Annotated in this window: 11 protein-coding genes; 7 read left to right on the top strand and 4 right to left on the bottom strand. The window is 45.8% G+C overall.

All coding sequences use genetic code 11. From position 1 onward, the window contains the following. The first annotated feature begins 446 nt into the window (after window positions 1–446). Window positions 447–1,514, top strand: a complete 1,068-nt coding sequence (locus QUB77_RS24035) for a hypothetical protein (RefSeq protein WP_333172146.1) — start codon at window positions 447–449, stop codon at window positions 1,512–1,514. A 268-nt stretch (window positions 1,515–1,782) separates the two neighbouring features. Here the strand turns inward: QUB77_RS24035 and QUB77_RS24030 are convergent, their stop codons facing one another. From QUB77_RS24030 to trpB, 3 genes are all read right to left on the bottom strand, one after another. Beyond that, window positions 1,783–2,415 (bottom strand): ribonuclease D, encoded by a 633-nt coding sequence (locus QUB77_RS24030; RefSeq protein WP_333172404.1) that lies wholly within the window; start codon window positions 2,413–2,415, stop codon window positions 1,783–1,785. 164 nt (window positions 2,416–2,579) lie between these two features. After that, window positions 2,580–3,086, bottom strand: coding sequence for a CAP domain-containing protein (locus tag QUB77_RS24025; protein WP_333172144.1), 507 nt, complete (start codon window positions 3,084–3,086; stop codon window positions 2,580–2,582). Window positions 3,087–3,155: 69 nt separating this feature from the next. After that, on the bottom strand, window positions 3,156–4,394 hold the full coding sequence (gene trpB, locus QUB77_RS24020) for a tryptophan synthase subunit beta (RefSeq protein ID WP_333172142.1): 1,239 nt from the start codon (window positions 4,392–4,394) through the stop codon (window positions 3,156–3,158). A gap of 333 nt (window positions 4,395–4,727) precedes the next feature. On the opposite strand from trpB, the gene QUB77_RS24015 reads away from it, so the two are divergent. The 4 genes from QUB77_RS24015 (at window position 4,728) to QUB77_RS24000 (ending at window position 9,424) form a co-directional block, all read left to right on the top strand. Next, window positions 4,728–5,288 (top strand): peptidoglycan-binding domain-containing protein, encoded by a 561-nt coding sequence (locus QUB77_RS24015; protein WP_333172140.1) that lies wholly within the window; start codon window positions 4,728–4,730, stop codon window positions 5,286–5,288. A 575-nt stretch (window positions 5,289–5,863) separates the two neighbouring features. Next, on the top strand, window positions 5,864–6,232 hold the full coding sequence (locus QUB77_RS24010) for a translation initiation factor (protein WP_333172402.1): 369 nt from the start codon (window positions 5,864–5,866) through the stop codon (window positions 6,230–6,232). Window positions 6,233–6,384: 152 nt separating this feature from the next. Continuing rightward, on the top strand, window positions 6,385–6,978 hold the full coding sequence (gene recR / locus QUB77_RS24005) for a recombination mediator RecR (RefSeq protein WP_006634457.1): 594 nt from the start codon (window positions 6,385–6,387) through the stop codon (window positions 6,976–6,978). A 349-nt stretch (window positions 6,979–7,327) separates the two neighbouring features. After that, window positions 7,328–9,424, top strand: coding sequence for a prolyl oligopeptidase family serine peptidase (locus tag QUB77_RS24000; protein WP_333172138.1), 2,097 nt, complete (start codon window positions 7,328–7,330; stop codon window positions 9,422–9,424). Here QUB77_RS24000 and QUB77_RS23995 read toward each other — a convergent pair. Further along, window positions 9,421–9,561: a hypothetical protein gene (locus tag QUB77_RS23995; RefSeq protein ID WP_333172136.1), complete on the bottom strand. Its 141-nt coding sequence runs from the start codon at window positions 9,559–9,561 to the stop codon at window positions 9,421–9,423. The genes QUB77_RS24000 and QUB77_RS23995 overlap by 4 nt on opposite strands. A gap of 368 nt (window positions 9,562–9,929) precedes the next feature. Here QUB77_RS23995 and QUB77_RS23990 point away from each other — a divergent pair, with 368 nt between their 5' ends. Next, window positions 9,930–10,055, top strand: coding sequence for a hypothetical protein (locus tag QUB77_RS23990; protein ID WP_333172134.1), 126 nt, complete (start codon window positions 9,930–9,932; stop codon window positions 10,053–10,055). Between the two features lie 275 nt (window positions 10,056–10,330). Then, window positions 10,331–12,702 (top strand): DUF4347 domain-containing protein (locus QUB77_RS23985; protein ID WP_333172132.1); only part of this gene is annotated, 2,372 nt, incomplete at its 3' end.

Below are 12,702 nucleotides of genomic sequence, written 5' to 3'. Positions count from 1 at the left end.
TCTAAAATCTAAAATCGAATGACGATCGCGCTCGAAGACGATCGCAGTCAACTCTCTGGGCTAAAATACTAGCAGCACGATCGACTTTTGAGGATTTTTTAACCAATCCTAAATTCAGCGGTTGCCCGTAAATCATCGGTTGTGGTGCATCTCTAATACTTGTGCATTAAAGACATAATTCTATTGTTTCCAGCCACGGGCATCAATCTCGGGCGATCGAGGATAGTGGGTCTAGACTGCGCTAGTCATCATCTAGTTCTCAATCTTTTGGTAGAATTTGAGGCTGCAATACAGAAGGGAGAAAATTCTGCTACTAAGGATTTTTCTTTAATAAAAGCTTCCGGTTGTTAGGCCAATGCCTCCGTAGCAGGAAGTTGCAGCGTTTAATTATATCGCATCAGGTTGGTGCGTCGCGCTCGATCGCGCTTCCAACTACAAAGCAGCTAATGGTACATACATCTTCAACAGACTCGGCAGCTACAATGGACTCCGATCGAATATTTCACCTAATTGATACAGTTGTCCCCTTTGAAGCTTGCCTTTACTATCAAGTTTTGCCTTTATCTCTAGAAGGTAATCTGTTTAAATTGGGCGTAGTCGATGCCCAAGATGACTCCGCCTTGGACTACGTGCAGCGGATTTTAGCTTACATGAATTGCTCAGTCACAACAGAGCCAATTGCCTCGGAAACTCAGCGCTCGATGCTCTCAGCTTACTTGCTGCACGGGAACCAACTCCGAGAACCGAGCCAGACAGAAACCGCAGCAGCCCCAACACCCAAAAAACCCGCACCAGCAACTTCAGGCCCTAATGCAGCAACGCTGCTGTCTGTGCCAGAACCCTCGATGCCCGCTCCTGAGCGGTTTAAACCTGCTGGCGCTGAGGTTCCCCCGACACCGACACAGCTATCGGTTTTGAATGTCGAGGCCTTGCACTTGTCAAGCCAAGTGGAAGTTTTGGCAACTTTGCCCGCGCCCCAACTGCTGCAAGAATTGCTCGGTAGAGTGCTGCGAGAGGGAATCGGTCGCCTGTTTTTTGAGCGGCATCAGTCCCAAGGTCGCATTCTTTGGAGTCAAGATGGCGTTTTGAAATCGATGCTCGAAGGTATCGATATCGTCCTTTTCCAAGAGGTCATCGACGAGTTGAAGCGGCTGACAGATATGCCTGTTTGCCCCGTGGAACAGCCCAAACAAGTCGAAGTTGAGCGCATATATCAAAACACTCATTTGCTGTTGCGCTTGCGGGTAATGACTGTGGGTGGCAAGGAAGAAGCCACCCTGCAAGTTTTGCGGGGGGCAGCTTTGAGGTTTTACCAGCAGCAGCAGTTGTCTACTTTGAGTCGGGACGCACTGCGGCTGGCCGAAGAATTGCAGCGGAAAGTTAATCAAATTCGCGATCGAACTCGGCTTTCTCCTGTGCATTTAGAGGGGTTGCCCGCTTTGGAACAGGTGATTAGAAATGTGGATGACCAAATTGAAGCTTTACTGCACGAACACAATCCCGATCAGTCCTAATCAGCAATAGATGACTGTTTTGAATTTTTTTTAACTCACATCAAGTTCGGTCAAATAATAACAATAATAATTATGTTTGTAGTGAGGACTAAAGTCCAAGCGAGTTTTCTGATAACTCAAGTCTTCACTACAAACCAATTTGATTGCAGTTTTGCGAGGTGACAGAATATTATACCAGTTCCCAAAAAGAATGCAATTGTATGCCCGTGTTCTAAACCCTGGTAGTCATCAGTCATTCCCAATCTAAAATCTAAAATCTAAAAGGGTATTAACCGTGATCGAAAACATTGTTGTACTGCAATAAATCCAAACTCACAAAAACGGGCAAACACTGAAAACATTGCTGTGCAATTTCCCAGCGTTCTTCTCGCTGCAACATAGCAGTCAACTTTTGTTTAGCGCTCAGCAAATAGCGCACATCGTTAGCAGCGTAGCTGAGTTGCCCGTCTGAAAGATGCTCGGAATTTCCCCAGTCAGAACTTTGAGAAGTTTTGTTGAGTTCTACGTTTTCCAATTCTTGGATTAAATCTTTAAGTCCGTGTTTGTTGGTGTAAGTTCTCGCAAGTTTGCTTGCTATTTTTGTGCAGAAAACAGGTGCAATGTCAATACTTAAATTGTAACGCATTGTTGCCAGATCGAATCGCGCAAAGTGAAATACCTTCTCAATATTTTCAGATTCCATTAACTTCTTTAAATTCGGTGCTGCTGTCTGGCCTTTGGCAATCCGCACCACTGCAACTTTACCTTCGGGATTGCACAACTGAACCAAACACAAGCGATCGCGCCACGGTAGCAAACCCATTGTTTCCGTATCAACGGCGATCGCCTCTGCTGTCAAATAATAAGATAAGAGAGAATCGGGAATATCACCATCGCACACTTGAAAATCTGCAAATTCCATTATGGGTAACTGTTGACTGTTGACTGTTGACTGTTGACTGTTGACTGTTGACTGCCTTCTTCCCTCTTCCCTCTTCCCTCTTCCTTCTAACTTCAGCATCTACCTCAGACTCGATAATTAATCCGTGTATCCGTGTCCGAATCCGTGTCGTGCCTTTCTTCAAATTACCGACTGCGGACAAAAAGCTGAGTAAAATAATACTCGCCTTTGGCATTTTTGGCAACCCCAATACCAGTCAGATTAAACTGACCTTCCATATTCTTACGGTGGCCCTCACTTTTAATCCAACCCTCAACAGCATTGCGTACCGGGTCGTTGTAGCCGAAATTGTAAGCAAGATTTTCAGCTACACTTTTATAAGGAATCGTAATTGCTTTCGCCCGCCCCTCAAATCCATCGTGACTGAAACTGACTTTACCGTTAGCCATATCTTCGCTGTGAATTCTTGCTATCTGACTGATTCGCGGATCGATACTCAGCGGCGGCAACTTTTTAGATGCTCGGTATTGATTAATCTGTTGGTTAACGGCTTTTTCTAAGTCAGTAATAGCACTCGAAGCAACATTAGTATTCATGGGAGTTTGTGGCAGCGATCGCGTAGGAATGGAGGTGTCACACTGAGGCAGGATTGTCAACAATCCCAAGCACATCAAAATCAAACCTTTGGACATGAAATCAAACGAGAAATAAAGTTAATTGTTACCAATTCCTACAGAGCGATCGCCCCACATTCCGCTAACCTAGATATTCAGAACTTTCGCCACAGTGTTCACGTCTTTGTCGCCGCGTCCCGAACAGTTCAGCACAATGCGGGGATTGCCTGTTAGCTGCGGGCACAGAGTCTCTAAATAGGCGATCGCGTGAGCAGTTTCCAAAGCCGGAATAATCCCCTCCAACTGCGAAAGCCGCTGAAATGCTCCCAGCGCTTCTGCATCAGTTACGCTATAATATTCAGCTCTACCCGCATCCTTTAAATAACTGTGTTCCGGCCCCACACCGGGATAATCCAAACCCGCACTAATCGAATGCGGCTCGATTACTTGACCTTCATTATCTTGCAGCAAATAACTCATCGCCCCGTGCAGAACTCCCACACTTCCTTTAGTCAAAGTAGCAGCGTGCTTATCAGTATCCACACCTTCGCCAGCCGCTTCAATACCAATCAATCTGACAGTTTCTTCCCCGACAAACTCATGAAACAGGCCCATTGCATTAGAACCGCCGCCGACGCAAGCTAATAAAATATCCGGCAAACCGCCCCACTTTTCCTGACACTGAGCGCGGGTTTCTTGACCGATTATCGCATGGAAATCGCGCACCATCATCGGGTAAGGATGGGGGCCCGCCACGGAACCGAGAATGTAATGAGTTGTTTCGACATTTGTCACCCAGTCGCGAATCGCTTCGGAAGTCGCATCTTTCAGCGTTCCCGTACCCGCCGCCACCGGCCGCACTTCGGCACCCATCAAGCGCATTCTAAACACATTTAAAGCCTGTCTTTCCATGTCGTGAACGCCCATGTAGACAACGCATTCTATACCGAAACGAGCGCAAACTGTGGCAGTAGCAACGCCGTGTTGACCTGCACCAGTTTCAGCAATTACCCGCTTTTTGCCCATGCGTTTTGCGAGCAATGCTTGAGCTAAAGCATTGTTAATTTTGTGAGCTCCCGTGTGGTTTAAATCTTCGCGTTTGAGGTAAATTTGCGGGCCAGTTCCGTCTGCTTTAGCATAGTGCTCGGTGAGGCGTTCGGCAAAATACAAAGGGCTGGGGCGGCCGACATAATCTTTGAGCAATTGTTGGAGTTGCTGTTGAAATTCCGGTTCGCTGCTGTATTTGTGGAAAGCGGCTTCTAGTTCAAATAAAGCCGGCATCAGGGTTTCGGGGACGTATTTGCCGCCGAATTGGCCGAATCGGCCGAGGGAGTCGGGGCGTTGGGCGCTGGTTTCGGGAGTGAGATGCAGGGGTGTGACTGTCACGAACTTTGTGCGGATAATGGGACAGATTTTATTATATCTAGTCGATGGGGCTGTGGGCGATCGGGTGTGCAAATCGCTGAAAGGTCGATTCGGTGGTTTTCGAGCATCTCCTAAATTGAGTATTTGAAGAAAATTTATGCTTTATACGTGTTTATACGGAATGGGTATATTCACGAGTGAATATCTTCAGTAGTGAAGTTAAGTGCATGTTTATCTCAAACATGAAATATTGTGGTTCTCAAAAAAGTGAGGTATGCCCTATGCCCTATGCCCGTCGGGTACCTCATCTTTCTGAGAAAGGCTATACAACATACAACTAAGCAAGGACAAATCATGAACTCTATTTCTATTCTGCTTCAAGAAGGCTCACAAGGCACCGAAGTCACCAAGCTACAAGAAGGTTTGAAAAATGTAAATTTTGATCCAGGTATCATTGATGGTATTTTTGGGCCAAAAACTAAGCAAGCTGTCATCAATTTCCAAAAGTCCCAACAACTGGTTCCCGACGGCATTGTCGGCGATAAAACTTGGGATAAACTAAATGCAGCGAACAATCCACGTTTTAATTTTCAGGTGGTTAACGTACAAGAATTCATCTCTTATGAACGCCTTACAGCGACTAATCCAAAAGCCGTAGCGGCACAATTGTTTAGGGGGTTAGAAGATGAAGAAGGAAGAAGTTATGAAGAGATTTCAATTACATATTCCCGAGAAGGAACATCTGTAATTTTATACACCAGAATAGGTTTAGCTGACGATTCAGCCCGTGCACTACGACACCGCGTTGAATTAAAACGCCACCAAAATCAATGGGAAATTATTTGGGTCGGACGGCAATTTCAGTGTCAACCAGGTCGAGGACATCAAGAGTGGTCTGGCATTATTTGCTCCTAATCGGGTTTTATTCCCTCGATATATAGAAACGCTTTAATCAGTGCCAACGTTTCTATAAAGGTATGGGGTTTATCCCCACTTACTGGTGAAACTAATTGATTAGAACCCCGACAACTTCTGCGAAGTCGGGGTTCTTTGCTTGCGCCCGATCGCACTTAACCAACTAAAATTAAATTCCCCACCCATCTCAAGCCCGCGCTTCAACAGAATTATCCATCTCCCTCTTCTCTTCCTGGACGCCCTCAGCGGTTCACTCCTCCAGAAACAACGGTAAACGATATAATTCAATTGAAACCGGGGAATGTGCGATCGCCCTGATAGCCCGCCAGGGAATGAATTCGCTGTCGAGAGAGCTAAAGTCAGTTAAAACTGACTGCTAATATCAAGTACAATCTATGTACAACCAACCGCAAATCTCAGAGATTATATTCCCTGAAAACTCACCTAAATCAACCATTATCAAACACATTCTACAGTCCTCTTCAGAGGACTTTAGCTATGAGGCAGGAAATGAATTCCCTGCCGAACTGCCGAACTCATCGGCTACCCAGCCTAACTCCAAACACCAAACTACTATGAGTACATCAAAACCCAAAAACTCCGGTACCAATAACCAATCAGGAAAACGAATTGTTTACTCCGAATTTGGCAATATTGACAACTCCGCCGCCCTCCAACGGGGAGTTGCCGAAGTTCCCCCCAATCAACAAAACCTCAAAATCGAAGCATCCCGAAAAGGACGCGGCGGTAAAACAGTTACAGTCATCAGCGGCTTTCAGGAAAAACCCGAAACATTAGCAACTTTAGCCAAGCAGCTAAAAGCCCAATGCGGTACTGGCGGCACAGTCAAAGATAATGAAATCGAAATTCAAGGCGAACACAAGCAAAAACTGCTAGAAATTATCACAAAGTTAGGCTATAAAGCTAAAATTAGTGGAGGGTAAATTAGTAAATACTCATCAGTGTATGGGCGGAACGGGTTTATGATATACTTAGTTTAAAACATAGATGGTTGGTAAAACCCGCCCCTACATCGCGCCAATTATACGATCGCGAATCAACCAGAAATGATATTACCAATTACCGCTAATTTTTAATGTACACTCGACCTTTAGCTCGTTTAATCGAACAATTGCAGCGCTTGCCCGGAGTCGGCCCAAAAACAGCCCAGCGTTTAGCTTTACATATTTTGAAGCGACCGGAAGAAGAAGTGCAAGCCCTAGCTAAATCTTTGATTGATGCCAAACAGCAAGTAGGTTTCTGTCAAGTATGCTTTCACTTATCTGCTGACCCTGTTTGCGAAATTTGCCGCAATACAAACCGCGACAGTCATACCCTTTGTGTAGTGTCAGAATCCCGCGACGTAATCGCTTTAGAAAAAACGCGGGAATACATGGGTAAATATCACGTTGTTGGTGGCGTTATCTCGCCGATGGATGGAATTGGCCCGGAACAATTGAACATTCAACCATTAGTCCGGCGCGTCAGCCAGCAAAAGATTAAGGAAGTAATTATTGCTATTAGTCCCAGCGTCGAAGGCGAAACTACTACTCTTTATATCGGTCACTTATTAAAACCTTTTACCCTAGTGACGCGCATAGCTTTTGGTTTGCCGATGGGGGGAGATTTGGAATATGCCGATGAAGTTACACTGGCTCGCGCTTTGGAAGGAAGGAGAGAGTTGGATTAGTTGAAAACGGGTGATGGCTGATTTAAAAATAAGAGAAACGAACCGCGAAGACGCCAAGGGCACGTTCGGCGAAGCCGTTCCCGAAGGGTAGGAAGAGAAGAGAGGATGAACAGTTTACAATTGATGCGGCGACAGCTATATCCTAAGCTTCTGCGATTGCTTCGCTGAGGCTCGTAATGACAAAATTGTAAGATATGAAACCCGCGTCGGCGGGTTTTGTCTTTGTAGCGACAGGTTGAAACCTGTCGGGTATTTGGTATTTGCTATTTGGTCTTGAGTTTCGTTGTTCCCTGTCGTCACTGCCGCGAAAGGTTAAACTGGACAAAGTTACCGAGAGTAGTAAAAAATCATGACCAAATTCGATCGACCTTTAAGCTACCCCACCACCCGCAAAATCGACCAAACAGACGACTACCACGGCGTCAAAGTACCCGACCCCTACAGGTGGCTGGAAAATCCTGACTCAGAGGAAACCCAAGCTTGGGTGGAAGCCCAAAATGCAGTCACCTTCGGCTACCTCAACGAAATTCCGGCGCGGGAAAAAATCAAACAGCGCCTGACTCAACTTTGGGATTACGAGAAATACGGCATACCTTTCAAAGAAGGATCTCGCTATTTCTACTACAAGAATGACGGTCTGCAAAACCAATCCGTACTCTATACTTTAACATCCCTTGATGGCGAACCCAAAGTATTAATTGACCCCAACACTCTCTCAGAAGATGGAACCGTTGCTTTGGGTAGCGTAGCTATCAGCGAAGACGGCAAACTCATGGCCTACGGTTTGTCAACTTCCGGCTCCGATTGGCAGGAATGGAAAGTTCGCGATGTGGCAACCGGAGAAGATTTATCAGACCATTTAAAGTGGATTAAATTTTCAGGCGCTTCATGGACTCATGACGGCAAAGGCTTTTTTTACAGCCGCTACGACGAACCCAACGAAAAAAGCAAGCACGAAGACGTTAACTATTACCAAAAACTGTTTTACCACAAGTTAGGAACAGCCCAATCGGAAGACGTATTAATTTACGATCGCCCCGACCAAAAAGAATGGGGATTTAGCGGCGGCGTCACAGAAGACGGCAAGTATCTAATTGTATCAGTTTGGCAGGGAACTGAAACAAAAAACCTGATTTTCTATAAAGACTTAACTGCCCCTGAATCGCCTGTTGTAGAACTGATTAACGAATTCGAGGCAGAGTACAGTTTCATCGACAATGAAGGCCCTCTGTTCTGGTTTCAAACTGACTTAAATGCACCCTGCGGCCGGGTAATTGCGATCGACACCAACAATCCCCCTCCTTTATCCCTCGCTGGCGATGACAGTCAAGGGAAATTTACAGAAATTATCCCCGAAGCAGCCGAAACTCTCCAAGGTATTGGCATTCTCAACAATCAATTTGTGGCTTCTTATCTGAAAGACGCCTACACCAAAATTAAAATCTTCAACTTAGACGGCTGTTTCGCGCGAGAAATAGCTTTGCCGGGAATCGGTTCGGCGGGAGGATTTGGCGGCAAGCGGCACGATACCGAAACTTTTTATGCTTACACGAGTTTCACTACACCAAACACTATTTACCGCTACAACATGGTGACAGGCGAAAGCACAATTTACCGCCAGCCGAATGTAGATTTTAAACCCGACGATTACGAGACAAAGCAAGTATTTTATCCCAGCAAAGACGGCACGCAAGTACCGATGTTTATCACGCACAAGAAAGGCTTGCAGTTGGATGGCAATAACCCCACCTACCTTTACGGATACGGTGGTTTTGGCATCTCGCTAACTCCGAGTTTTTCTGTTAGCAGGATAGTCTGGTTAGAGATGGGCGGAGTCTACGCAACAGCCTGTTTGCGGGGGGGCGGCGAGTACGGCGAATCATGGCACGAAGCAGGCAAAAAGTTGAACAAGCAAAATGTGTTTGATGACTTTATCAGCGCCGCTGAATGGTTGATCGAAAACAAGTACACCAAACCGGCTAAATTGGCGATCGCAGGTGGAAGCAACGGCGGTTTATTAGTAGGGGCTTGCATGACTCAGCGGCCGGAATTGTTCGGTGCGGCATTGCCCGCAGTCGGCGTTATGGATATGTTGCGCTTCCACAAGTTTACCATTGGTTGGGCTTGGACTTCTGAATACGGTTCTCCCGATAATCCCGAAGAATTTTCCACAATTCACGGCTATTCTCCGTTGCACAATCTCAAATCGGGAACGGCTTATCCGGCGACAATGATTACAACTGCCGATCACGACGATCGAGTAGTTCCTGCCCACAGTTTCAAGTTTGCTTCTGCTTTGCAAGAAACCCACGCGGGAGAAAAACCCGTGTTAATTCGCATTGAAACCAAAGCGGGACACGGTGCTGGCAAACCCACTGCGAAAGTCATTGAAGAATTGGCAGATGAATGGGCTTTTTTAGTGCGCGAACTCGATATTGACGCTTAGCAAGCCGCGTTAGAGGGTGCGATCGACGCAGTTTGATGATTTAGATAGACAGAGGGTGTAAAGGGCGATCGTACTTTTTGAATTGAAGGGCGATCGTTCTTTTTTGTCACCGCAATCCGGCTATTAACATATATCATTTGTCAAGTTTATTTGTTAACATTTGTAGCGTTGAGTTGCTCTTATTACATTGCTGTGAGTTTACTGCACGCCAAATCAGTATAAGTATAAATCTCTAGAAATGCGGTATTTTCAACTTTCAAGAGCGATCGCACCTCAAAGTCAAAATCTGCCAATTTTTAGGAAATTAATATTTTCAGTATATTTACGGTTCAAGTTGTCTGAGCCAGCCTCGATGTCACCCGACTCAGAAAAGTGCCATGAGGGGTCAGACCCCTTATGCTGATGAATCCGTAAGTAATTTACCATGTAAATAACGTTAGACCTAAGATCATTTTTCCCAAAAATAGAGCATCTTGGCTAACACAAAGGCTGTTACCCCTTATTCATGTTAGGATTTGCAGCGATCGGCCGCATCAGGACATCCAAGGGCGATCGCATTCAGTTGACAGTTGACCTGGGACAGTTGACAGTTAATAGCGACCTCTATCTGGAAGGAAGAGGATTGGAGTAATGAATAGTCTTCTTTTAATTTCTCCCTACAAGGCTTGGGGCTTTCAAGCAATTCTTTCTGGTAAATCCTGTTTAATGATCGACTAACATCACAAATAACAAATAGAGGTAACTATTATGTATCTTAAAAAAATAATTTTAAAAACTTTATATTTGAAAGTTTATCGTCATCTCTGAAAAGGGGTAGCTTAGATTTAGCAACCAAATTAACCCCAAATCAAAACCATCCCAAATCTGTCAAATTTGTCATCTACACAAACAGGGAAATCTACCAATATGGAGACTAAAATCTTGAGACAAGCTAGCCATAAAGCAGAGACGGCTAGCCGGAAAAATCTAGCGATTGTGGATTCAAAAGTAGAAAACTACCAAGAGTTTCTCTGGGGAGTGAAAAACGATACAGAAGTAATCCTGCTCGATAGGTACCGGGATGGAATCGAACAAATTGCCGAAATTGCCGCCTCGCGGCACAGCCTCAACAGCATTCAAATAGTTGCTCACGGCGCATCAGCCTCAGTAGAAATCGGCCGGGCAGAACTCAATATTCACAATATAGAAACCTATTCCAGCCAATTGCAGCAGTGGGGGAAAGCTCTCAACGAAACAGGTAGTATTCTGCTGTTAAGTTGCAACACAGGCGCCGGCGAATCCGGCATTAAATTCATACAAAAAATCAGCGAAATAACAGGAGCAAATATTGCCGCTTCCAATAATTTAACAGGGAGTGCAGCATTAGGTGGCAACTGGGAATTAGAAATTACCACAGGACAAATAAATACCGAATTAGCCTTTGAAAAAAAAGTCCTAGAAAGCTACACATCAGTCCTGGCTACCTTAGCTGCTGAAGAATTTAAAAATTCAACAGTAATCGGGCCTTGGATATATGGAGTTGGCAACCCCACTACAGCTAACCCAGGCTTAACCGCAGGTAGTACACCAAACCCCAGCGGCGTTATTCCCGCTTTAGGGACTGGCGATACAGCCGGAAGCGGTACTTTGAGATTAACCTCAAACGCCTTTGGACAATCAGCTTTTGTAATCTACAACAACCCCATCTCCGCCACGGAGGGTCTGAGAGTTACCTTTGATTACTTTGCCTATAACAGAGGTACTGTCCCTTCTTCAGGGGATGGTTCCGTCCTTGGTGCCGATGGCATTAGTTTTTTCCTCATTGACGGAACAGCTACGCCAACACAAGCGGGAGGCTTTGGCGGCTCTCTCGGCTATGCTCAGAATACTAATTCCAATTCACCGGGTATTGTAGGAGGTTATTTAGGTGTCGGATTAGACGAATTTGGCAATTATTCTAGCACCATTGCTGGAAAACAGGGTGGCGGCATCTTGAACAATGGAACTGATAGGCTACCTGATGCAGTAGGACTTAGAGGCAGGGCAAGCACAATCCCAACCGAAAATTATAAATTTTTAGGTTCTAGCCTTTTAACTAACAGTTTGACTGGCGTTTCCATTGGGATAGACAATAAAGATACAAGCATTCGTGCAGAGGCTAAAAGAACAGTTCAAATTACATTGTTCCCAACGACTTCAGCAACACCTAACCGTCTGACTGTTGCCTTAGACTTGGACGGTAGTGACACATTTGATGCGGGTGAAACACTGATCGACATATCAAATTTGACAACCATAAACGGAGAAGTGCCACGTACTTTTAAATTTGGCTTTGCTGCTTCGACCGGGGGAAATACAAACATTCACGAAGTTAACAATGTCGTCGTCCAAAGTATAGATCCGCCTACACTCGTAGCCGACGTTTCCATTGTTAAAAAAGGCCCGCTGTTCGCCACACCCAACAGCACCATTACCTATACGATTACCTCCACAAATAACGGGCCAAATAACGCCGAAAGCGTCCTGATTCAAGATCCGCTGCCCGCAGGCTTAACACCAGTCAGCATATCTGACGACGGTACTTTCAATTCCACAACGAGGACTGTCATCTGGCCAGCGATTCCGACTCTGGCTAATGGTGCTAGCGAAACCCGCACCATCACCGCCACAGTTTCCCCAACAGTCACTGCTCCCTTAACTAACACTGCCTATAGCACCTCCAGCACTTTCGACCCAAATCTAGCTAACAACAATAGTTCCCAACCCATCTCTCAAGTCTCAACTACAATTGTTGCTGCTCTTGCCGACGTTGTTACCACCAAAATCGGGCCTACGGCAGCAGCACCAGGTGAAAGAGTTACTTACACAATTTCGACAGTCAACAACGGCCCCAGCACAGCCGAAAACGTCACCGTTACCGACAGCATCCTTCCGAATTTAACAGGAGTAATCCCCTCCAACGGCGGTGTCTACGATCCCGCTACAGGTATAGTCACCTTCGACGCTGTCAGCTTAGCCAGCGGTGTCAGCCTCAGCAACACAGTCAGCTTCATCGCACCCCCCTCCGGCAGCGTCAGCAACACCGCCAGAAATACCTCCGCTACCCCAGATCCTTTTCCTGAAAACAACAACGGCACTGATCCGCTGGCTACAGTCACCACAACTCTGACACCTAGTGCCGACGTTGTTACCACCAAAATCGGGCCTACGGCAGCAGCACCAGGTGAAAGAGTTACTTACACAATTTCGACAGTCAACAACGGCCCCAGCACAGCCGAAAACGTCACCGTTACCGACAG

Source organism: Microcoleus sp. AT9b-C3 (genome assembly GCF_036705485.1).
GTDB lineage: Bacteria > Cyanobacteriota > Cyanobacteriia > Cyanobacteriales > Microcoleaceae > Microcoleus.
Note: the sequence above shows the minus strand (reverse complement) of the source record. Positions and strands in the feature narration are given on the sequence as shown.

Bases quoted from the DNA above. Each gene is read 5' to 3' on its own strand.
- QUB77_RS24000 (WP_333172138.1), top strand. From the start codon at position 7,328: ATGACCAAATTCGATCGACCTTTAAGCTACCCCACCACCCGCAAAATC.
- QUB77_RS24030 (WP_333172404.1), bottom strand. From the start codon at position 2,415: ATGGAATTTGCAGATTTTCAAGTGTGCGATGGTGATATTCCCGATTCT.
- QUB77_RS24025 (WP_333172144.1), bottom strand. From the start codon at position 3,086: ATGTCCAAAGGTTTGATTTTGATGTGCTTGGGATTGTTGACAATCCTG.
- QUB77_RS23995 (WP_333172136.1), bottom strand. From the start codon at position 9,561: ATGATATATGTTAATAGCCGGATTGCGGTGACAAAAAAGAACGATCGC.
- QUB77_RS23990 (WP_333172134.1), top strand. From the start codon at position 9,930: ATGTTAGGATTTGCAGCGATCGGCCGCATCAGGACATCCAAGGGCGAT.
- QUB77_RS24035 (WP_333172146.1), top strand. From the start codon at position 447: ATGGTACATACATCTTCAACAGACTCGGCAGCTACAATGGACTCCGAT.
- QUB77_RS24010 (WP_333172402.1), top strand. From the start codon at position 5,864: ATGAGTACATCAAAACCCAAAAACTCCGGTACCAATAACCAATCAGGA.
- QUB77_RS24015 (WP_333172140.1), top strand. From the start codon at position 4,728: ATGAACTCTATTTCTATTCTGCTTCAAGAAGGCTCACAAGGCACCGAA.
- recR (WP_006634457.1), top strand. From the start codon at position 6,385: ATGTACACTCGACCTTTAGCTCGTTTAATCGAACAATTGCAGCGCTTG.